The 21,275-nt window shown below is 52.0% G+C and carries 24 protein-coding genes and 1 pseudogene; 23 read left to right on the top strand and 2 right to left on the bottom strand.

The window, feature by feature from the left end; all coding sequences use genetic code 11:
• Positions 1 to 7: 7 nt before the first annotated feature.
• The gene (locus KNP80_RS02965) at positions 8 to 1,540 is read right to left on the bottom strand and encodes an FAD-dependent monooxygenase (protein ID WP_286038183.1); all 1,533 of its coding nucleotides are present in this window, start codon (positions 1,538 to 1,540) and stop codon (positions 8 to 10) included.
• Between the two features lie 155 nt (positions 1,541 to 1,695).
• On the opposite strand from KNP80_RS02965, the gene KNP80_RS02960 reads away from it, so the two are divergent.
• The 13 genes and pseudogenes from KNP80_RS02960 (at position 1,696) to KNP80_RS02900 (ending at position 13,223) form a co-directional block, all read left to right on the top strand.
• A complete protein-coding gene (locus tag KNP80_RS02960) occupies positions 1,696 to 2,274 on the top strand; it encodes an NUDIX hydrolase (RefSeq protein ID WP_380081934.1) in 579 nt (192 codons plus the stop codon).
• 65 nt (positions 2,275 to 2,339) lie between these two features.
• Positions 2,340 to 2,516, top strand: coding sequence for a DUF2187 family protein (locus tag KNP80_RS02955; RefSeq protein WP_232939448.1), 177 nt, complete (start codon positions 2,340 to 2,342; stop codon positions 2,514 to 2,516).
• A 17-nt stretch (positions 2,517 to 2,533) separates the two neighbouring features.
• A complete protein-coding gene (locus tag KNP80_RS02950) occupies positions 2,534 to 3,727 on the top strand; it encodes a DUF2157 domain-containing protein (RefSeq protein WP_214833619.1) in 1,194 nt (397 codons plus the stop codon).
• A complete protein-coding gene (locus tag KNP80_RS02945) occupies positions 3,724 to 4,188 on the top strand; it encodes a GDYXXLXY domain-containing protein (protein ID WP_214799546.1) in 465 nt (154 codons plus the stop codon). The genes KNP80_RS02950 and KNP80_RS02945 overlap by 4 nt, the downstream gene beginning before the upstream one ends.
• A 243-nt stretch (positions 4,189 to 4,431) precedes the next feature.
• Entirely contained in the window at positions 4,432 to 5,163 is a 732-nt protein-coding gene (locus tag KNP80_RS02940) for a 3D domain-containing protein (protein ID WP_251132315.1), read from the top strand.
• A 170-nt stretch (positions 5,164 to 5,333) separates the two neighbouring features.
• Positions 5,334 to 6,050 (top strand): annotated as a pseudogene (locus tag KNP80_RS02935) (ABC transporter ATP-binding protein); the annotation flags it as partial.
• A 10-nt stretch (positions 6,051 to 6,060) separates the two neighbouring features.
• The gene (locus tag KNP80_RS02930; RefSeq protein WP_214833613.1) at positions 6,061 to 7,566 is read left to right on the top strand and encodes an ABC transporter permease/substrate-binding protein; all 1,506 of its coding nucleotides are present in this window, start codon (positions 6,061 to 6,063) and stop codon (positions 7,564 to 7,566) included.
• Entirely contained in the window at positions 7,563 to 8,441 is an 879-nt protein-coding gene (locus KNP80_RS02925; protein ID WP_214832806.1) for a diacylglycerol/lipid kinase family protein, read from the top strand. Before KNP80_RS02930 ends, KNP80_RS02925 begins: the two co-directional genes overlap by 4 nt.
• A gap of 133 nt (positions 8,442 to 8,574) precedes the next feature.
• Entirely contained in the window at positions 8,575 to 9,927 is a 1,353-nt protein-coding gene (locus tag KNP80_RS02920; protein WP_214719738.1) for a sodium-dependent transporter, read from the top strand.
• Positions 9,928 to 10,120: 193 nt separating this feature from the next.
• Positions 10,121 to 10,825 (top strand): 5-bromo-4-chloroindolyl phosphate hydrolysis family protein, encoded by a 705-nt coding sequence (locus tag KNP80_RS02915; protein WP_251132314.1) that lies wholly within the window; start codon positions 10,121 to 10,123, stop codon positions 10,823 to 10,825.
• Positions 10,809 to 12,038, top strand: coding sequence for a toxic anion resistance protein (locus KNP80_RS02910; protein WP_021067252.1), 1,230 nt, complete (start codon positions 10,809 to 10,811; stop codon positions 12,036 to 12,038). The genes KNP80_RS02915 and KNP80_RS02910 overlap by 17 nt, the downstream gene beginning before the upstream one ends.
• A 52-nt stretch (positions 12,039 to 12,090) precedes the next feature.
• A complete protein-coding gene (locus KNP80_RS02905) occupies positions 12,091 to 12,666 on the top strand; it encodes a deoxycytidylate deaminase (RefSeq protein ID WP_214719736.1) in 576 nt (191 codons plus the stop codon).
• Between the two features lie 200 nt (positions 12,667 to 12,866).
• Positions 12,867 to 13,223, top strand: a complete 357-nt coding sequence (locus KNP80_RS02900; protein WP_029595627.1) for a hypothetical protein — start codon at positions 12,867 to 12,869, stop codon at positions 13,221 to 13,223.
• Between the two features lie 163 nt (positions 13,224 to 13,386).
• On the opposite strand, the gene hisJ is transcribed toward KNP80_RS02900, so the two are convergent.
• On the bottom strand, positions 13,387 to 14,199 hold the full coding sequence (gene hisJ, locus KNP80_RS02895; RefSeq protein ID WP_214719735.1) for a histidinol-phosphatase HisJ: 813 nt from the start codon (positions 14,197 to 14,199) through the stop codon (positions 13,387 to 13,389).
• A 109-nt stretch (positions 14,200 to 14,308) separates the two neighbouring features.
• Here hisJ and KNP80_RS02890 point away from each other — a divergent pair, with 109 nt between their 5' ends.
• From KNP80_RS02890 to hisE, 10 genes are read left to right on the top strand one after another with little or no spacing between them, the layout of a single operon-like run.
• Entirely contained in the window at positions 14,309 to 15,232 is a 924-nt protein-coding gene (locus KNP80_RS02890) for an ATP phosphoribosyltransferase regulatory subunit (RefSeq protein ID WP_214833608.1), read from the top strand.
• Positions 15,229 to 15,837 (top strand): ATP phosphoribosyltransferase, encoded by a 609-nt coding sequence (gene hisG / locus KNP80_RS02885; protein WP_214719733.1) that lies wholly within the window; start codon positions 15,229 to 15,231, stop codon positions 15,835 to 15,837. The genes KNP80_RS02890 and hisG overlap by 4 nt, the downstream gene beginning before the upstream one ends.
• Complete coding sequence (hisD, locus tag KNP80_RS02880) at positions 15,834 to 17,051, top strand: histidinol dehydrogenase (protein ID WP_214719732.1); 1,218 nt, start codon at positions 15,834 to 15,836, stop codon at positions 17,049 to 17,051. The genes hisG and hisD overlap by 4 nt, the downstream gene beginning before the upstream one ends.
• The gene (locus KNP80_RS02875; RefSeq protein WP_214833605.1) at positions 17,048 to 18,061 is read left to right on the top strand and encodes a pyridoxal phosphate-dependent aminotransferase; all 1,014 of its coding nucleotides are present in this window, start codon (positions 17,048 to 17,050) and stop codon (positions 18,059 to 18,061) included. Before hisD ends, KNP80_RS02875 begins: the two co-directional genes overlap by 4 nt.
• Positions 18,048 to 18,635: an imidazoleglycerol-phosphate dehydratase HisB gene (hisB, locus tag KNP80_RS02870; protein ID WP_214719730.1), complete on the top strand. Its 588-nt coding sequence runs from the start codon at positions 18,048 to 18,050 to the stop codon at positions 18,633 to 18,635. The genes KNP80_RS02875 and hisB overlap by 14 nt, the downstream gene beginning before the upstream one ends.
• Positions 18,632 to 19,219 carry an imidazole glycerol phosphate synthase subunit HisH gene (gene hisH, locus KNP80_RS02865; RefSeq protein ID WP_214833602.1) on the top strand — a complete coding sequence of 196 codons (588 nt, stop codon included), beginning with the start codon at positions 18,632 to 18,634 and terminating at the stop codon, positions 19,217 to 19,219. The genes hisB and hisH overlap by 4 nt, the downstream gene beginning before the upstream one ends.
• The gene (gene hisA, locus KNP80_RS02860; RefSeq protein ID WP_214719728.1) at positions 19,197 to 19,910 is read left to right on the top strand and encodes a 1-(5-phosphoribosyl)-5-[(5-phosphoribosylamino)methylideneamino]imidazole-4-carboxamide isomerase; all 714 of its coding nucleotides are present in this window, start codon (positions 19,197 to 19,199) and stop codon (positions 19,908 to 19,910) included. Before hisH ends, hisA begins: the two co-directional genes overlap by 23 nt.
• Positions 19,903 to 20,670 carry an imidazole glycerol phosphate synthase subunit HisF gene (gene hisF, locus KNP80_RS02855; RefSeq protein ID WP_214719727.1) on the top strand — a complete coding sequence of 256 codons (768 nt, stop codon included), beginning with the start codon at positions 19,903 to 19,905 and terminating at the stop codon, positions 20,668 to 20,670. The genes hisA and hisF overlap by 8 nt, the downstream gene beginning before the upstream one ends.
• Entirely contained in the window at positions 20,619 to 20,951 is a 333-nt protein-coding gene (gene hisI / locus KNP80_RS02850) for a phosphoribosyl-AMP cyclohydrolase (protein WP_214719726.1), read from the top strand. Before hisF ends, hisI begins: the two co-directional genes overlap by 52 nt.
• Positions 20,948 to 21,256, top strand: coding sequence for a phosphoribosyl-ATP diphosphatase (gene hisE / locus KNP80_RS02845; RefSeq protein WP_214719725.1), 309 nt, complete (start codon positions 20,948 to 20,950; stop codon positions 21,254 to 21,256). The genes hisI and hisE overlap by 4 nt, the downstream gene beginning before the upstream one ends.
• The last annotated feature ends 19 nt before the right edge of the window (positions 21,257 to 21,275 follow it).

Genomic DNA, 21,275 nt, shown 5'->3' with positions numbered 1-21,275 from the left:
GCTTTTGTCATAGGGACGGCAACCATGCTGCCATTGTCGCTTGTAGCGCTTCCGGGCGAAGATGCCGCTGCTTGTGGAGCAGATAACCGTCCGGACGGATGACGAGGACGCCGCGTTTCATGAACAGCGATTTCGCGAGCTCGTTGCCTTGATCGAAGAAGGGACGGCTCGTCTTCGACAGCGTGATGATTTGGAAGAACGATTGATGATCGTTCAAATAGTCATACAACGCGCTCGCATCCCGTTTATCGTCGTCGAGCACGAGCACTTGGAAGCGACCGTCGGCGACTTCTGAAATCTTCGTGCGGAGTCCGTCGTCCGTCCGGATAATCTCGATCTCCGGGAAGATCTTGCCTTCGGTGACGCGTAAAAACGGGACGCGGGAATGTCCAGGATACGACAAGTGTAGCTGGGCAATCCGTTCCGTGATTTTTTGGTTGATGAGATTGACGCGCGTGAAGACGTCGGCGCCGAGTGCTTGGAACGGCAGGAGGACTGGGAGCGTTGTCTGTAACACTTCGGTCGCCACGTTCGTCGTCTGCAGGACGTTACGGGCCACATGCTCGCGCTCATCGCGATACGAATCGACGACGCGGAACGGGGCACCCGCCTTCAAATGAAGCCACAGCTTCCAGCCGAGGTTGAACGAATCGGCGATGCCGGTATTCATCCCTTGTCCGCCGACAGGTGAATTGATATGGGCGGCGTCACCCATGAGAATGACGCGATTGTGAATGAATGAGTCAACCATGCGGTTATGGACCCGGAACAATGAGAACCATTCGACCTCGTCGATTTCGACATCCATATGGCTGCGCTGTTCGATTAACTCACGCAATTCCGCCTCGCTGAACGACTCATCGCTCGCGAGATTGCCGGTGATGCGAATCGTGTCGTCCGTGAGCGGGAAGACTTCCAATACACCGCGGTCCGAAAAGAAAATATGCACCTCTTCACGCGAGATGTTCCATTTGGCTTTCATGTCGGCGAGCACCCACGATTCCTTGAACGATTTTCCGCTGAACGGCAGAGCGAGCATGCGTCGAATCGAACTGTTCGCTCCGTCGGCCGCCACGACATATTTGGCCTCGATTGTCCGGTTTGAGTCTGACTCCAAATGTGCGAGCACACGAGACGGGTAATGAGTCAGTGACACGAGCGCTTCGCCACGCTGTACGTAATGCCCGTGCTCGTTTAACGCCGCCTCGAGAATTGCTTCGGTCTCGTTTTGACGGAGCAACGTCACGAACGGATAGGGCGTGACGAGACGGGAGAATTCGAGCTTGGCCGTCCATTGTCCTGAAAAATATAGATTTCCTTTCTCGATGGTCCGCGCCCGGTCGAGCACTTCTTTGGCGACATCGAGACGAGAGAAGACTTCAATCGTCCGAGGTTGAATCCCGATGGCGCGGGAGTTGTTCGACGGTGTCGTCTTGCGATCGATGATTTCAAATGAGATTCCATATCTGGCTAACGTCAGCGCGAGCGTGAGTCCGGTCGGGCCCGCCCCGACAATCAATACATCAACTTGTTTGTCCACCACATCTACCATCTCCTATCATTAATAATGATATTTCCGACATTTGATGCGTTTAAACGAGGGGACAACGGTGGAACTGTAGAAACATAGAGAATGAGGTGGAGAACATGAAACAATCGTGGATCACGGAACAACAATTGCGTGACAGTTTTTCGATGGAAGAGAATTATGAACAGACGGCTGCTGTGTTGATTCCTTTGGTCGAGGTCGATGGAGCGTGGCATGTCATCTTTGAAGTGCGCGCCCATACGATGCGGCGCCAGCCTGGAGAAATCTCATTCCCGGGCGGCCGTCTCGATCCTGGCGAGACCCCGGTCGAGGCGGCTATTCGTGAGACGAGTGAGGAGCTATTGCTCGCGATGGAAGAGATTGAAGTGATCGGTCGCCTGCAACCTCTCGCGACGCCACATCGGCAACTGATCTATCCGTTCGTGGGGGTGATTCCGACAATCCCTGACGTCCGTCACACCGATGAAGTCGACCATCTGTTCTCAATCCCGGTCGAGACGTTGCTGTTGCTCGACCCGTTCCACGGCGAAATGGAATGGACGATGAATCCTGATCAAAATATTCCGTTTGACCGGATGGCGAATGCTAAAGCGTACGAAAAACGGGTAATTAAAATGAGAGAACCTTTTTATGAACATGAAGACTACATTATTTGGGGATTGACTGGGAAAATTTTGACACAATTTATTAAACGGCTTAAAGAAAACGTATTCAAACCGATATAATTTCGTTATAATGATAGAAACAAATTTAAGATTGGAAGTGAATGGTTGTGTCTGTAGAATTCGTTGTGGGTGATATCGTCAAGTCAACTCGTGAAGGTTGGGTCGCAGAAGTGACTGCCGTATTGACCAATACGGTCATCGGGGACGTTTCCATCATGGAAGAATTTCAACAGCTTGGTCTCGAATTCGAGAAGCAAGTTTTACTGAAAAAAGATTTGGAATTGATCGAACGCGCCAGCTGACCTTTTAATCGAAAGGGATGATTCAGGTGTCCATTGACAAAAAAGTTCGTGAATGGGAAGAGGCCGGTTTACTGGATGAAGTGACCGGTCAGCGCTTGGTCGAGTATGAACATAAGAAGTTGGCGGTCGGTGACAAACGTGAGCACAAACCGCCTATTCTTGTGATTATCGGATCGATTTTGCTCGCACTTAGTCTATTCAGTTTTGTCGCGGCCAATTGGCAAGCGATTCCTGATCTTGTGAAAGTCGCCATTTTACTCGTGTTTATGGTCGGGATGTATGTGACCGCCGAACGCCTGCAAGTGAAAGCGACACGCTATGTCACGCTATTCCGACTGTTAGGCGTCGCCTTTTTCGTCGCCACGATGATCGTCATTTTCTCGACGTATAATCTTTCCTCGCAAATTCCGTTCTTATTCTGGTTATTCCTTGCCGTCGCCGTCATGCACAAATTGATTTTCAAACATCCGATTTTCACGTTCTTGGCCGCACTCGCTGCTTTTTTGGCAATCACGAATAGTTTTCAAGGCATCGGCATCACGTTGATTGCGTTCGGATTGATCGTGACGTGGGTCTGGTTCCATTATGGGGACAACGAGCTCGATCGCATTTTCGCCTGGTTCGGCTTCTACGGCCTATTGATCACGATTGGTCAGTACGCCGACTATGAAGGCCGCTTTTGGCCGCTATGGGCACTCGCTGCGCTACACGTCTTGTTTCTCGTTTATCGGGAGCGGGCCCAATGGAACTATCTGTACCTTTTCGTCGCAGCCGTCCTATCAATCGGCTATTTGATTAATGCGACGGAAGGCTGGTTGTCTCAACGAACGCCGTCGGTCATCGAGGCGACAATCCTTTCGGTCGTCCTCGTCGCCGTCTATTTGTTGCACCGACGTCCAGATTTGATGTGGGTCAGCCTGCTCGCCGTCATCCCCTTCTCATTGTTCGAGGATTCGGGCATCTTGCTGGCCATCCTGCTTGAAGCGGTCGCCCTCGCTTATCTCGTCTATCAAGACCATAATCGCAAACCGATCGTGCTCGCCTTCATCTATTTCTTGCTCGTTCAAATGACGATCTACTTCATCTATGTTTGGGATAAACTCGATATTTCACTTTTCTTCCTCATCGGAGCATTGATCGTCTTCTTATTGTCGCTCGCCTTGTGGTGGCGAAGCCGTAGTCGTACTACGAGAGGGGATGCTCAGACATGAAACGATTGACGCCTTGGCTAGTACCGATTGTGCAAGTGTTGATAGCCGTCGGGTTTATACTGCTCGTCTATGCGGTGTCCTGGTTCGGTGAGACATATACGTTCAAAGCGACTTCCTACGAACCGTACGACCCGTTTTTCGGAGACTTCGTCTATTTGGAGTATGACTCGTTCGAAGGAAGACAAGATGTCGAGTCAGGGACAGTATACGTCTCATTCAAAACGGGGGACGATGGATATGCGACCATTGACCGGGTCAGTTCACGGCCGTTTTTCGGAGGCACTCGGGCCAACTATTACGACCGCCAAGTATATATTGATGATATGAGTTCGTATCGTGTCGCTGAGGAAGAGACATCAGCAATCGAAGGAGCGAAGACGTTCGAAGTGGACGTCGACGTGGCACCTTGGGGCATGGTAAGACCTCACGATTTGCGCTCGACCGAAGCTGAAACAGAATGACAATCAGATTACAGATTTGTTACACGATATGTTGTAACGAATCTGTAATTTTTATTAAAACGCTTGGTAGAGCTATGTTTCACGTAAATGTTACAGATTGTAACCGACAGAGAGTCGATGTGTCAGAAATATTTCACTTCATCAAAATCCCTTCTCGGGGTCGGACGGACATGGTAAATTAACTCCTGTTCGTTAGATGACGAGAAAGGTGCTGACCTATTGATTATGCATTCCTTAAAATATATGATGACTGTCCTACTTATGGCGGTGGGAACGTTCGCGTTTGCCGCGACGGCGGATGCCGCCCAAATCGGGATTGGGACGGAACAAAAAATTGTCCAAAACCCACTTGAATTGGAACGAAAAGCGATCGAGCAAGAACGCCAACAAAAGATTGCACGAGAAAAACGACTAGCCGAACAGAAACGGATCGCGGAAGAAAAACGTGTGGCTGAAGCGAAACGGATTGCGGAAGAAAAACATGCCGCCGAAGAGAAAGCCGAGCGAGAGCAGGCAGAGCGTGAAGCAAAAGCAGAACGTTTGGCCGAAGAAAAACGTGTCGCTACCGAGCAGGCACGACAAGAAGAAGCGAAACGTCAAGCCGCAACTTCGAAAAAGCAATCGACGGTGTCGACAACGACTGCAACTCCAATCTCGACGACAGGACGCTCCATTCAAGCCGAGTCGACGGCGTACACGAACGATGCAGCCGATAACGGCTCATACGGGGGCCGCGTCTTGACGGCAACCGGTCATGATGTCACGGATTCGATTTTCTATAACGGCATGCGTATCATCGCCGTCGATCCAGCTGTCATTCCACTTGGAACGATTGTTCAAATCGAAGGTGTCGGTCAAGCGATCGCCTTGGATACGGGTGGACGCATCAAAGGAAATATCGTCGACTTGCTCGTCGATACGAAAGACGAGGCCATCAACTGGGGTCGTCGCCACATCACGATTACACTTCCATAACAGCAGGTTCTCCTTCAGGAGGACCTTTTTTTGTGCCTTGTTTCATGATTTTACTTATCGGCAGTGGTCATACGCACCAGATAGCACGTCCGATTGTTTAACAAACGTTGGAAACGGGCAAACTAATATTTGACTTTCATGAAAAAGTTACGAGCCGAGGAGGGGTAGAGTTGATAGAATTTCAAAATGTGTCCAAGCGCTACGAAGACGGGACGCTAGCCGTCAAAGACTTGGATTTGACAGTCCGTAAAGGAGAGATTTTTGTCTTAATCGGGCCATCGGGATGCGGGAAGACGACGACGATGAAGATGGTGAATCGACTGATTGACCATACAGATGGAAAAATCCTCATCGACGGGAAAGAGATTTATCAATTCGATATATACGAGTTGCGACGCAACATCGGTTATGTGCTCCAACAAATTGCCTTATTCCCTCATTTAACGGTCGAGGAAAATATTTCTGTCGTTCCCGAATTATTGAAATGGCCGAAACAGAAGACGAAGGACCGCGTGACCGAACTCATGAACATTGCAGGGCTGGATCCGGTCTTGCGAGTGAAAAAGCCAACGGAACTATCCGGTGGACAGCAACAACGCGTCGGCGTATTGCGGGCGCTTGCAGCCGACCCAGAAGTCATCTTGATGGATGAACCGTTCTCGGCGCTCGATCCGATTAGCCGAGGTCAGCTTCAAGATGATATTAAACGCTTGAACGATGAGCTCGGGAAGACGATTCTGTTCGTGACCCATGACATGCAAGAAGCGATGAAACTAGGGGATCGCATCGCCTTGATGCGTGATGGCGAATTGGTCGTCATCGGTACTCCAGATGAAATCAGAGCGAGTACGGATCCGTTCGTCCTCGACTTTACCCAACGTGGAAGAGGTGAGGTAGATGCTTGAGACATTTCAAAACCGGCGTGGCGAACTCGTCGAGGCGCTGATTGAGCACTTGCAGCTCTCCGTCGTATCACTCTTGATAGCCGTCTTAATCGCCGTTCCGCTCGGGATTTGGTTGACGCGTCGCAAGAAAGTGGCCGAGACCGCAATAGGCGTTACCGCCATCATTCAAACGATTCCTTCTTTGGCGTTACTCGGTCTTATGATTCCGCTCGTCGGGATTGGTGCCTTACCGGCGACGATTGCCCTCGTGCTATATGCCTTGCTCCCGATTTTACGAAATACATTCACCGGGCTGAACGAGGTCGATAAATCTCTCATCGAAGCGGCCCGGGCTTGTGGGATGAAACCGAACCAAAGTTTGATGAAAGTCGAACTCCCGCTCGCGCTACCGGTCATCATGGCCGGGATTCGAACGGCGATGGTGCTGATTGTCGGAACGGCGACGCTCGCCGCCCTTGTCGGCGCTGGTGGGCTCGGGACGTTAATCCTTCTCGGGATCAACCGAAACGACAATTACTTAATTCTGCTCGGGGCAATCCCGGCCGCCATCCTTGCCTTGTTGTTTGATTTCTTGCTTCGCCAAATGGAAGGGGCGACGGCAACCCGGAACAAGACGAAATTGATTGCCGTCTCGACCGTGTTGGCACTCATCGTCGCGGCCCCGCTCGCCTTCGGTCGGACGCAACAGACCGACCTTGTCATCGCGGGGAAACTCGGGCCAGAGCCTGAGATTTTAATGAACATGTATAAGCTGTTGATTGAAGATCAGACTGACTTGTCTGTATCCGTCCGTCCGAACTTCGGAGAGACGACGTTCGTCTGGGGCGCGTTACAATCTGGTGATGTCGACATCTATCCAGAATTCACAGGAACGGTGCTCGCGAGTCTCGTGAAAGAGACACCGAACTCGAACGATGCACGTGAAGTGTATGAACAGGCTCGGGACGCGCTCGCCGATGACGGCTATGCGTTGCTTGAACCGATGCAGTTCAACAACACGTACGCCATCGCGATCCCACGCGACTATGCCGAGCAAGAAGACATCACGACCATCTCGGATTTACGAAACGTTCAATCGGATATTAAAGCCGGATTCACGCTCGAGTTCACGGACCGTGAAGACGGATACCCGGGACTGCAACAAGCGTATGGACTCGATTTCCCGTCGGTCGTCTCGATGGAACAAAAGTTGCGCTATCGTGCTATCGCACGTGGAGACGTCAACCTCGTCGATGCGTATGCGACCGACCCGGATATCGCCGAGAACGAATTGCTTGTCCTCGAGGACGATCAACAGTTCTTCCCACCTTACCAAGGAGCTCCGTTGGTGAAACAAGAGACGCTCGATGAACATCCGGAAATCGAGGATGCCCTCAACCAATTGGGTGGTAAAATTACTGACGAAGAGATGTCTGAATTGAACCGTCGCGTCGCGTACGGGAATGAACGGGCGTATGACGTCGCGAAAGATTTCTTGGAGCAGGCGGGCTTATTATGAGAGCATTGATTATCTCCAATCCCACGTCTGGCGGGAACGAGACGATGCTCGGTGAGGTAGTCGGGACGATTGAATCGTTATACGATGAGATTTTGATTCGGAAGACGCTCGCGCAAGGAGACGCCGGTCGTTTCGCCGAAGAGAGCGGGGCTTACGAGCACTTGATTGTCGTCGGCGGGGACGGGACGCTTCACGAGGTCGTCAATGGCTTGATGAAGCTTCCGCGGGATGAACGGCCGACAATCGGTCTGATTCCGGCTGGCACGTGTAATGATTTCGCCCGTGCCCTCGCTCTACCGGTCGAACCGATCGAGGCGGCCCGTTTGTTCAAGATGAGTTACGCGCAAAAGGTCGATGTGATGCGAGTCAACGAACGGTACGGGCTCAACTTCATCGGGGTCGGCCTGATCGCGGACGCGTCGAGACAAATCGATCCGCTCCAAAAAGAATCACTCGGGTCAATCGGTTACTTTTTAGCGACAATCCGGCAGTTTCGTGAACTCGATCCGTTCGACGTTCGCATCGAACACGGAGGGGAAGTCGTCCACGATGGACCAGTCAGCTTCTTATATGTAGGGAACGGGGCTTATCTCGGGACAGTACCGACGAAGCTCCCGACCCAATCGTTCACGGACGGACTCGTCGAGGTCGTCCATAGTTCCGCCATCGGCTTCCCGATGATTCGTCAATTGTTGACCCAACAGCTCGGGCTCGAACAGTCGTCACCGGAATGGGTGCATCTACAGATGTCTCAACTGACCGTCCATTTGAGTGAATCTCAAATCATCGACGTCGATGGGGAGCACTTCGAGGCTGAACGGTTGGATATCGATGTCTTGCCGGGCGAGTTGTCATTTCTTGTCCCGTCACACTAAAAATCTATAAAAATTGCTGACAGAGAAAAGAATTCAGACTTTTCTCTGTTTTTAGTTGTTCTCATTTCTGAACCGTGTTAGTATTTCACTATTATTATGAAAAAAGATATGAAAACAGGAAGTAGGGATGGTAATGGCGCAAAATTCGTTCGCCTCAAAAATTGGATTCATCTTAGCGGCCGCAGGGTCTGCGATTGGTCTCGGTGCAATCTGGAAATTTCCGTATGTCACCGGCACAAGTGGAGGCGGCGCCTTTTTGCTCATGTTTTTAGCGTTCACGCTCTTACTCGGGTTACCACTATTGATTGGTGAATTCATCGTCGGACGCTCGACACAAAAGACGGCACTGCTCGCTTTCAAAAAATTAGGCCACGGGCGTTGGACACTCGTCGGCTACCTCGGCGTCATCGCATGTTTCTTATTGCTCTCATTCTACAGTGTCATCGGCGGTTGGGTTTTAATCTATGTCGGGCTCGGATTGAGCGGGACATTGAACGGACGTTCTCCCGACGAGTTCGGTGTCGTTTTCGGAGATGTCGTCTCATCTCCAGGCATCGCCGTGTTCGGTCAGTTCTTGTTCTTATTGATTACGCTTTTAATCGTCTTGAAAGGTGTCGAGGCTGGCATCGAGCGCATGAGTAAGATTTTAATGCCGCTCTTATTCGTCAGTTTCATCGTGCTCGTCATCCGTTCGTTGACGCTCGACGGTGCGATGGAAGGGGTTCGCTTCTTCTTGCAGCCTGACTTCTCGGCCTTGACCGGTGAATCGGTTTTGTTCGCCCTCGGTCAAGCGTTCTTCTCGCTATCGCTCGGTGTCGCGGCCATGTTGACGTACGCCTCGTACATTCAGACGAAAGGTACGCTTAATCGTTCAGCGAACATGATCGTTCTCTTGAATATCGCCGTCTCGCTATTGGCAGGCCTCGCGATTTTCCCGGCCGTATTCGCTTCGGGTCTTGACCCGGCAGAGGGACCGGCGCTTCTCTTCGTCGTCTTGCCGGCCGTCTTCAACCAAGTACCGCTCGGTGGATTCTTCATGGTGTTGTTCTTCTTATTGTTCACATTCGCCTCGATCACATCGTCGATTGCGATGCTCGAAGTCGTCGTAGCAGGTGTGACGGACAAGTTGAACGAGAAGAAACAAACGATATCGAAGCGTTACGTCACCCTGTTGTCAGCGGCAATCGTCTTCGCAGTCGGGATTCCATCGGCACTCTCGTTCGGTGTCATGAGCGAGATGCAGTTCTTAGACGGTCGCACGTTCTTCGATTCGATGGATTACATCGTCAGCTACGTATTAATGCCGGTCGGTGCGCTCTTGACGTCGATTTTCGTCGGATATATCGTCGATCAACGCATTTTGAAAGAAGAGATTCAAACGTCAGACATCGGTGTGAAGTTGTACCCGATCTGGCACTTCTTGATCCGGTACGTCATTCCGGTGACGGTCGCCGTAGTTATGGTGACGACGTGGGTCAGATTATAACGGAAGCAACCTCCTGATTCGTTGAATCAGGAGGTTTTTTGTATAGTTATCGGCAATACTTTTCGTTCTTGCGACCGAGAGAGCGCGCGGGAACGTTATGCTAAGCTTATAAAGATGACGAAACTTTTTTTGAAGGGTCACGTAAGGTACAATAGAAGTATCATGAGACGAGGTGAAACGGATGAAAACATGGATGAAATGGGCCCTGACCGGGGCAATCCTATATTTTGCCATAAGCGTTTTTGATTTCTCTTGGTTGTTTATCATCGTCGGGGCGCTCGTATTGAACGAAGTGTGGTCGAACAGCAAACGTCGGAAGCGCTCACCGGCGCCCGTCGCCAAGCGGGCCAAAAAGAAATTGTTGCTCGATGAGGATGAACCGTTCGTCGGTTCACGCATCTTGAAACCGCTCGAAGAAGCGGCACCGGTGCGCCAATTTGAAGCGACAGATGATTTAGAGCTTCAATTTTTACAGCGGACGATTGAACAAGGCTATGAGAAGTTACAACAGATTGACCGCGTCTTGCCTGAGATTAAAGACATCGAGGTGCGGCGTGAGATGAAGGCGGTCTCGAAAGAAGCACACGAACTGTTCGCTGAGCTGTTCGAGAATCCTCAAGATGCCAAGCATGTCCGTGACTTGTTCACGTTCTATTTGGACTCGCTCGTATCGGTCGTATTGAAATTCAAAGAACTAGAAGGAAAACGGGTCGTCATTCAAGAAGAGACACGTGAACAGTTGATGACCAATATGCGGCTCATCGTCGACAAGTTCAAACAACAGCGCAGTCGTCTCCTCGAAGATGACGCGGTCGATTTTGAACGAGAGTTGATCATGATGGAGAGAGTATTGGCCGATCAACCAGAAGGGAGAAAAAAGCATGACTTCATCGAATGAAACGAACTGGCAGTCATGGCCAGAAGAAGAACTTACTTCCCAAACGAAAACGAAGACGGAAACCGATGCGATTTCGGACCCGTCCGTGGACTGGTCAGCGATGACCGAGAAACATGAGGTACCGGCCATTCAAGTGAATGCCGACGTCCCACAAGCGCACCGGGAACGCATCACGCGCATCGCGGAGTCGATTGATATTAAAAAGACGGATTCCGTCATGCTGTTCGGTTCGAACGTACAACGTGAACTATCGCAATTCTCGGACCAAATCTTGACTGAGGTCCGGATGAAAGATGGCGGAGACGCCGGCAAGCTGTTGTCCGACTTGATGCAGAACGTGCGCAAGATGGACCCGGACATGTTGCAACCGGAAAAGAAGAGCTTCATGGACAACCTGCCGCTCATTGGCCGGGCCAAAAAGAAAGCCGAGAACTATAAGTTACAGTTTGAAAAGATGAGCGTCTATTTAGAAGAGGTCATCCATAATCTAGACCGAGCCAAGTTCGGTTTGATGAAGGATATCACGATGCTCGATCAAATGTACGACAAAAACAAACGCTACTTCGAAGAACTAAACGTCTATATCGCCGCTGGGGAGACGAAGCTTGATCACGTACGGAGCTATGAGATTGCCCCGCTTCGTCAAGAAGTTGAGATGTCGAAAGACCAGGTCAAACTGCAACAGTTGAACGACATGATTCAACTCGCAGACCGGTTTGAGAAGAAGTTGCACGACTTGAAACTGAGCCGGACGATCAGCCTACAGATGGCCCCGCAAATCCGGGTCATCCAGCAGAACAACCAGATTCTAGCCGAGAAAATCGAGTCGGCGGTCGTCAATACGATTCCACTCTGGAAAAACCAAGTCGTGCTCGCGCTCAGCTTGACGCGGCAAAAGACGGCGCTCCGGATGCAGCAAGACGTCACGAAGACGACGAATACTTTGCTCGAGCAGAACTCGAAGATGTTGAAAGACTCGTCAATCGAGATTGCCACGGAGAACGAGAAAGGCATCGTCTCGGTCGAGTCGCTCAAAGTGGCGCACGAGAACTTGCTTTCGACGCTCGATGAGACGCTCCGGATTCAACAAGAGGGACGTCAGAAGCGTCGTGAGGCGGAACGTGAACTCGATCGGATGGAGCACGAGTTGAAAGAAAAAGTCATCGAGATTGCTTCGAAAAACAAAGAGTTGCCAAAAGAGACTGGATATTGAACGGGGAAAGTCTGAGCATTCAGACTTTCCTTTTCTTCGAGGAGGATCAACAATGGATAAACAACACCTATGGGACGAGACGTGGTTACAGTTTGCCGATATGATGGCGTTACGTCATTCGAAGTGTGCTTCTAAAAGTGTCGCTTGCGTCATCGTCAAAGATGAGAAGCCGATTTCGATTGGCCTGAACGGCACGCCGCCGGGGCATACGAACTGCAATGAAATCTTCTTAAAGCGGGATGATGGATTTTATAAGCGTGCTGAATACGTATCCGCGAATGCGGTCGACTTGCTTGAGACGCCGGTCTCGTTCATTCATGACGGTGTGACTTATATCAAATGCTCTGACCCGTACGATCATCACAATTGGTCGAAACAACATGAGATTCATGCTGAAATCAACGCAATCGGAAAGCTCGCCGCCGATTCGACGAACGCTTTCGGGGCGACGGCTTATGTGACCCATTCGCCGTGCCACGCCTGCTCGCTCGCTTTGATCGCCTCCCGCGTCGCTCGTGTCGTCTATGCGGTTGGTTATGAACATGGCGACGGTCTCGATTTGATGCGCGAGAGCGGAATTGACGTGGTACATATGCCACTTGAAAAAAGTTTTAAAAACACATTGTAAACGTTTACATTCGGTGTTATATTATTAATGTACTGCCAATGGTGTTTTACTCTTCCATTATTTGTCTCTCCTCGGAGGGACCTTTTTTTATGTTCACAACTAGGTGAGACAAAAATTCCACAAAATGTTCAACATTTCACAATCTTTTCGGGGGTTTCTTTCTTATAATGAAAGTAGATTAACGAGAGGGGAAATGTTACATGGAAAAACAAGTTCGTTTCACAGATGGTGCCTATGATGTGGAAGCGTTGATCACACTCGAAGAGGTGTGGGAAGATAAGTTCGCGATTGGAACGCATAAAGAGTTGGCAGTCAAAGCACTTAAGATCAATGGAAATGATATTTCAGAAATGAAGCACGTCCGCGCGCTACTCCGTTACTATCCGACGCTAGGTGTATCGGGCATCTTGCTCGCGCTCGATGATGCGGCAGCCGAGATCGTTCGGATGTCGGGCGACAAGGATCCAGCCCTTCAATTCGTCGAACTCGTGGCGTTACAGATGGACGAGGCGTCTACAGAGGAATTAAAAGGTTTATACGCTGAAATGGCGGTCTAAATAACAAAGGATGACAACTCCGTCATCCTTTTTTTCATTTTCAGGTTGCATTGCCGAATTAGTATGGTATTATTGTCAATAGATGAAGAAATGGAACGCCATATCGTTATCGACAACCAAAAATGGGGATCTAGATAGCTAGATCGCTGTGAAAAAGCCACGTTCATAGGAACGTGGCTTTTTTTTGTATGTCATTAAATCCAGCGGCGACGTCAACAGCGATATGGGCGTCCGATCCGAGCACGAACGGGATTCCGAGTCCGGCCGCCTCAGACGCGACATCGATGGCATACGGCTGTCCGCATTCGGGTTTGCGGAGTCCGGCCGTATTCAAATCGATCCCGAAGCCACGGGCAGCCATCGTCTGGAGCAGGCGCGACTGTTCGGCCTGGACGTTGGACCGGTCCCATACATAGTTGGACTGATATTTGATTGGTAAATCGATATGCCCGATGCGGTCCACTTTCAGGCGCTCCCAAGGGAATGCGAGGCCGGCAGCAAGCGCCGTATAATATTGTTTCATCACGGCCTCGAACGAGCCGATACGTTCGACGAGGACATGAAACGTCTCGAGCGAGAAGTCGACAGGCAGGAGCTCACCGTCAACGAGTATAAAGTGTTGAGACAAGATTGTTTCATCTAATACGTCGGCATAGGGCTCGAGCAACGCCAACGTCTCAGCTTCATAGCCGGGCAAGTAGTCGATCTCTAAACCGAGGCGAAGGTCGAGTGCCGGATACGTCCGTTTTAACGACTGCAAGGCCTCGATATAATCCGGAAGCAACTCGAACGCCATCGCCGAGTCTTTGTCTGGTGTCGGGTCTTGAAACCGGGCCGGGAGCGGAGCGTGTTCGGTGAACGTGAGTGTCTTGATACCACGGGCTAACGCCTGCTCGACATACGCCTGGAGCGGGTCTGTCGAGCCATGTGGGCAAAATGGGGTGTGAAGGTGACCATCACGGGTAAAGTCAATCATCAGGCGACATTCCTTTCGAGTTCGCCGGTTGACAGCACCGGCTTGATTTGATAAATTTAACACACTACTTTAGTTTGGTAAAGTGATAATGAGATAAAGGGTGATATCGATGATTTGGTTCAATACAAAAGGATCCATCCCGGAAGGATGGCACGAATTGCAAGGGGAGGACGTTCTGCGTCCGAAGCAGTGGATGTTATCATTTCTCGAACGAGCCGAATCGAACGGCTACAGCGTGATCGAACCCCCACTCGTAGAATATTATTCGCACTATCAAGACTTGGCCTTGTTTGATGAGTCGGCCTATTATCGTCTGTTCGGGAATGACGGAGAGTTGCTCGTCATGCGTCCAGACTATACGTTACAAATTGCACGGAAACTCGCGGACGGTCATGAGCCGATGCGTGTCGCATATGCCGGTGCCGTCTACCGACGTACCCCGAAGCATTCGGGACAGCCGCATGAACGTCAACAGCTCGGTCTCGAATGGATTGACGGGGACGCTCCTGATATGGAGTTGATCGCCTCGTTCCTCAGTATGACCGAGCGTGTCCTGCCGCAAGACGGACTCCGGATTCAAGTTGGATCGGCTGCCTTGGTCGCTGCAGTGGCGGACGAAGCCGGTATCCCAGAACGGACGTTACGCCAATATTTGGCGCTCCGTAACTTGGAATCGCTTCGAGAACTCGCCGATACGTATCAATACCCGTTAATCGCGAAATTACCGTTCTTGATTGGTGACTCTGCACTTGATGAGTTACGTGAAGTCGCGGAGTCAAGCTTGACGGCTGCAATCGATGAAGTCGAACGGGCGGTCGAACATTTACGGTCCATCGGTTTGAATGTCTCGTACGACTTTGGTCAGACTGGTGATTTTGATTACTATTCAGGATTGACGGTGACAGGAAGCATCGACGGACGGCGCGTCCTCTCGGGTGGTCGTTATGATTCATTATACGGACATTTTGGACAATCTCGACGAGCGTTCGGCCTGTCCCTTGATTTAGAACAGTTAAGTGAGGTGATTTTATGAAGGTAGCCATCGCAAAAGGGCGCATTGAAAAAGCGGCCCGAGACTATTTCGAACAAGTCGGACTTACCGTTTGGCCTGAAAAGCGCGGCCGTGAACTGACGGTCGAAGTCGACGGGCATGAGTTCATCTTCGTTAAAGGGGATGACGTCTACAAATATGTCATTCACGGCGCCGCTGATGTCGGCGTCGTCGGCGGAGACATCTTGCGAGAGAAAACGCCGGGGGTTCTTGAAGTCGTAGACTTGCCGTTCGGCCGTTGCCGCATGGCGGTCTGCGGACCGAAAGAATGGAAGAATGGAACGAAAAAATTGAAAGTCGCGAGCAAATATCCGAATATCGCCATCTCTCATTTCGCTTCGAAACGACAGAACGTCGAAGTGATTGCATTGAACGGATCGGTCGAACTCGCACCGCTCACAGGTCTCGCCGATTGTATCGTCGATATCGTCGAGACGGGGGCGACGCTCCGCGCGAACGACCTTGAAGAATACGAGACGATTTTCACGGTGAACGCCAAGTTCATCACGAGTGAGGCGGCACTCGCCAACAATCCTGATGAATTGAAGGCGTGGATTCGTCGCTTGAGCAAGGAGGATGCCCAATGAGCACTGAAACGAACCGGACCCGGCGGGAAAGCTGGGTTGAAGTGGTCAAACCAATCCTCGAGGCCGTGGAGTCGAACGGGGACGAGGCGCTCCTCGCATTCACGAAGAAATTTGACGGCGTCGACAAAATTGAGACGGTCGATTTGACGACCTTTACGCCGCCTGAAGCATACGCCGAACTGACCGAGGCGTTGACGCTCGCCGCCGAACGCATTCGCACGTTTCACGAACGCCAGCGACGTCAAGATGACGTGTACGAAGACGGCATGTTCCGGCTTGGACGTCGTTTCATGGCGCTCGATTCGGTCGGTGTGTATGTACCAGGCGGGACGGCCGTCTATCCGTCGAGCGTGTTGATGAACATCATTCCCGCGAAAGTGGCAGGCGTGAAGCGAGTCGTCATGGTGACGCCGCCGAAACAAGACGGCATCGATTTGTCGTTATTGATTGCGGCAAAAATCGCAGGGGCGGATGAATGTTATCTCGTCGGCGGGGCGCAAGCCGTGGCCGCCTTGGCGTTCGGCACCGAGACGATTCAACCGGTCGATAAAATCGTCGGGCCTGGGAATGCCTATGTCGCGACGGCAAAATCGCTCGTCTCCCACATCGTCGGCATCGATTCGGTCGCTGGACCGTCCGAGGTGCTTATCATCGCCGATGAGACGGCCAACCCGAAATGGGTCGCCGCTGATTTGCTCGCCCAAGCCGAACACGATGTCGAAGCGACGGCACTTGCGCTCGTCACGACTGACGAATTGGCCGAAGCGATTCGACAAGAATTAGAGCGACAATTGGCTGAATTACCCCGGCGTGACATTGCGATAGAGGCGATGAAGCGCGGGGGTGTCCTCGTGAAGACGAAGGATGAGGCGATTCGGTATGCGAACGAGATGGCGGCTGAACACGTCCAACTCGCCGTCGCCGACCCGGAAGATTACATGCAAGCCATCCGTCACGCTGGGTCGTTCTTCCTCGGTCATGAAGCGGCGGAGGCGTTTGGGGATTACATCGCTGGACCGAACCATGTCCTGCCGACGAGCGGGACGGCCCGTTTCTCGAGCGGTCTCTCGGTCGATGATTTTTACCGACGCCAGACATTCCTGCAAATGACAGAACTCGATGAGCGCATCACGCGTGCCGCGATTCGAATCGCGCAACAAGAACAACTTGACGGCCACGCCCGGGCGATGGCGGTCCGATTGGAGGACGTATGAGACTGAACTATGAGACGATTCCACGCTACGTTCCGCATGCGGTCAAAGGGCACGCGTTGAATCAAAACGAAAGCCAATATGTCTTCCCAGAGCGCTTAAAGACGGCTATCCGAGAGCTTCCGCTCGACTTGAGCCATTATCCGGTCGACGAGTTGACGGCGCTTAAACAAAGCTATGCGGCGTATGCCGGTGTGAGCCCGCAGCAACTCATGGTCGGCAGTGGCAGCGATGAATTGCTCGCGATTCTCTGTCAGGCCATTCTCGATGCCGACGATGTCGTCGCCGCACCGATTCCAGACTTTTCGATGTATGGGATTTATACGCACATCGCCCGCGGGAATTTCGTACAGCCGGATACGGACGGATTGTCGTTCGAGGCGCTCATGCAGACGATTGAGGCGGAACGGCCGAAACTTGTCCTCATATCGAACCCGAACAACCCGACCGGAAAGATGTGGTCGCTCGATGATCTTGAGAGGATTGCCAGTCGAGTCCCGTATTTGGTCGTCGACGAAGCGTATATCGATTTCACGATGGAAGATTCATTCAAAGACCGCCTAGCGGATCACGCGAACGTCATCATTCTCCGGACGTTATCGAAAGCGTTCGGACTCGCGAATCTGCGCATCGGCTTCATGATTGCCGACGAGCGCTTAGTCGAGAAGATTGACCGGTTCCGCTCGCCATTCAATGTGAGCGGGCTGAGTGCGGCCGTGGCGACGGTCGTCTTGAACGACTCCGCTTATATCGATGAGTCGATCAACTTCCATCAAACGCAGCGACAAAAGCTTGAGACGTTGCTCGCACCGATTGGGAACGTCTTGCCAAGCCGTGCTAATTTCCTATACGTCGAGACACCGGACAGCGAAGCCTGGGCCGCCCGATTCCTTGAAAAAGACGTGCACGTTCGCGCGTTCGCAGACGGGCTTCGTGTCAGTGCGGGTACGGACGAGGCATACCGCTTGCTTCAACAAACGATAGAAGAGGTGACTTCACTTGAGAACAGCTGAGACGAAACGAGAGACAAAAGAGACGAACATTGAGCTCAAGCTTGATTTGAATGGGACGGGGCAGAGTGACGTTAAGACAGGCGTCGGCTTCTTTGACCACATGCTGACACTGTTCGCGTTCCACAGCCAAATCGATTTGACGGTCCATGTCGAAGGGGATACGTGGGTCGACGCTCACCATACGGTCGAAGACGTCGGAATCGCCCTCGGGCAGATGATCAATCAAGCGCTCGGTGACAAAATCGGTATCCGCCGCTACGGCACGAGTTATTTGCCGATGGATGAGACGCTCGCGCGTGCCGTCGTCGACGTGTCCGGCCGTCCGTTCCTCGTCTACCGGACCGAAATCAAAAATCCGAAACTCGGGGACTTTGATACCGAGCTCGCCGAAGAGTTTTTCCGGGCCGTGGCGATGAACGCCCGCTTAACGCTTCATCTTGAGGTGCTCTACGGGTCGAACTCGCACCATATGATTGAAGGGCTGTTCAAAGCGTTCGGTCGCGCCCTCGCTGAAGCAATCGGGCAAGACGGATCGAATCGACTCCCATCGACGAAAGGACTGATCGAAGGATGAAGGTCGCGGTCATCGATTATGGAATGGGCAACGTATTCAATGTCGAACGGGCGCTCCAAGCCATCGGCTGTTACGTTACCATCACGAACAATCCTGTCGACATCGAGGCAGCTGACGCCATCTTGCTTCCGGGCGTCGGCGCATTCCCGCAGGCGATGCAATCGCTGAACGAGACGGGACTGATTCCGTTGTTAAAGCGCTCGGCACAGGAGAAGCCGTTCCTTGGCATTTGCCTTGGCATGCAACTCTTATTCGAGTCGAGCACGGAAGGGATCCCGACAGAAGGACTCGGTTTGATTGAAGGCCGCGTTGAACGGATGCGTGCGAAACGTCTGCCGCACGTCGGCTGGAACTCGATTTTACGAGACGAGGACGTCTATTTCGTTCACTCGTATCACGTCATGACCGACCCGGTAAATGTAATCGCCTCTGCCGATTATATGGGTGAAGACGTGCCAGCCATCGTGCAAAAAGGGCTCGTCACGGGGATGCAGTTCCACCCGGAGAAGAGCGGCGCGTTTGGACTCAGTTTATTGAAAGAATGGAAGGAGGCGGTCGAACGTGAGATTACTACCGGCCATTGATTTGATTGACGGAAAAATCGTCCGCTTGACAGAAGGCGATTTCAATACAGAAGAACAGTACGGAGACCCGTATGAGAAATTGAAGGAGTGGCAAGGGCGCGTCCCGATGCTTCACTTGATTGATCTCGAAGGGGCGAAAGCCGGTGAACCGAGACATCTCGATGTCGTCCGCTTTGCCAAAACGTGCGGTTTCTTCGTTCAGACTGGCGGGGGCATCCGTTCCGAGGAAGCGCTCGACGCGGTCATGGCAACCGGTGCGGACCGGGTCTTGCTCGGGACGAAAGCATTCACAGACTCGGATTTCTTGAACCGGGCGCTCGCGAAGTACGGGGATCGTGTCGCCGTCGCCCTCGATGCCTATGATGGCATCGTCGCCGTCAACGGCTGGCAAGAAGCGACCGACTTAAAAGATATCGATGCCGCGAAAGGGCTCGTTGACCGTGGTGTCAAAACGATTCTCTATACGGATATCGGGTCGGACGGGAAGTTGAACGGACCGAATCTCGAGCGGATGAAGGCGCTGCGTGAGGCTGTTTCAGTCACGCTCATCGCTTCGGGAGGTGTGACGACCGAGGCTGATGTCGAAGCACTTCAAGCGGCCGGTATCGACGAAGCGGTCGTCGGGAAGGCACTACTTTCCGGACAAGTCAGCCTCGATGACTTGATTGAGTGGGAGGCGCGCCATGCTTAAACGTCGCATTATTCCGTGTCTTGATGTGAAAGACGGTCGTGTCGTCAAAGGAATCGAGTTCGTGGCACTCCGGGATATCGGCGACCCGGTCGAGATTGCTAAGTATTATGACGCATCCGGTGCGGATGAGCTCGTGTTTCTAGATATCACTGCGAGTACGGAACGCCGCCAGACGATGCTTGACGTCGTCAGTGCCGTCGCCCGGAAAGTGTTTATTCCGCTCACGGTCGGTGGCGGTATTCGGTCGCTGGAGGATATTTCCTCGCTCTTAAAAGCCGGGGCCGATAAAGTGTCGCTCAACACGCTCGCCGTCGAATCACCCGATTTGATTAAACGAGCGGCCGAGCGGTTCGGGTCACAATGTATCGTCATCGCCATCGACGTCAAGTTTGAGGACGATGATTACTTCGTCTATACGTATGGTGGGAAGAACCGGACCGAGTTGCGGGCCGTCGATTGGGCAAAGCAAGTGGCTGCACTTGGGGCGGGTGAACTGCTCGTCACGTCGATGAATCAGGACGGAAAGCAGAGCGGCTACGATTTGCGAATCCTTGATTTGCTCCGGGACGCCGTCGATATCCCGATTATCGCCTCTGGCGGTGCCGGGAACGCGAATCATGTCGTCGACGCGCTCGAGAAGGTCGATGCGGCGCTACTCGCCTCGATTTTGCATGACCGGAAAACGACAGTGGAAGAGGTGAAGAACGTATGCAACGAGCACAACTTGCCGATGCGGTTCGTTACGACGCAAACGGATTGATTCCAGCCATCATCGTGTCGACAGCGGACGACGCCGTCCTCATGTTAGGCTATATGAACGATGAGGCGATTCAAAAGACGCTCGAGACGAACACAGTCACGTTCTGGTCACGTTCGAAAGGGCGACTCTGGATGAAAGGGGAGTCGAGCGGAAATACGCTCGAGCTCGAAAGCATCCACGTCGATTGTGACCAAGACGCACTCTTGGTACGTGTCCGTGCCAATGGACCGACATGTCATACGGGAAATCGAAGCTGCTTTTTCACGGAGGTGGAAGGATGATTCACGAATTAGAGAAGTTGATTCAAGAACGACAGGCGTCACCGAAAGAAGGGTCTTATACGTCTTATCTATTCGACCAAGGTGTCGACAAGATTGCCAAGAAGTTTGGGGAAGAGTCGTTCGAAGTCGTCATCGCGGCACTGAACGATGAAGATTTAGTCGAAGAGTCGGCCGATCTCTTGTACCACTTGCTCGTCTTGCTCGCCGCCAAAGGCGTATCGTTACAAGACGTCGAGACGCTCCTCGCCAAACGACATGGGACGACGACTCCGGCTAAACCACGCCGTGACGTCACGGACTGGTAACACAAAAGGAACGAAGCCA

The organism is Exiguobacterium sp. E4787, from assembly GCF_018618375.1.
GTDB lineage: Bacteria > Bacillota > Bacilli > Exiguobacteriales > Exiguobacteriaceae > Exiguobacterium > Exiguobacterium chiriqhucha.
The sequence above is the reverse complement of the archived record's forward strand: the minus strand, read 5'-3'. Positions and strand labels throughout refer to the sequence as shown.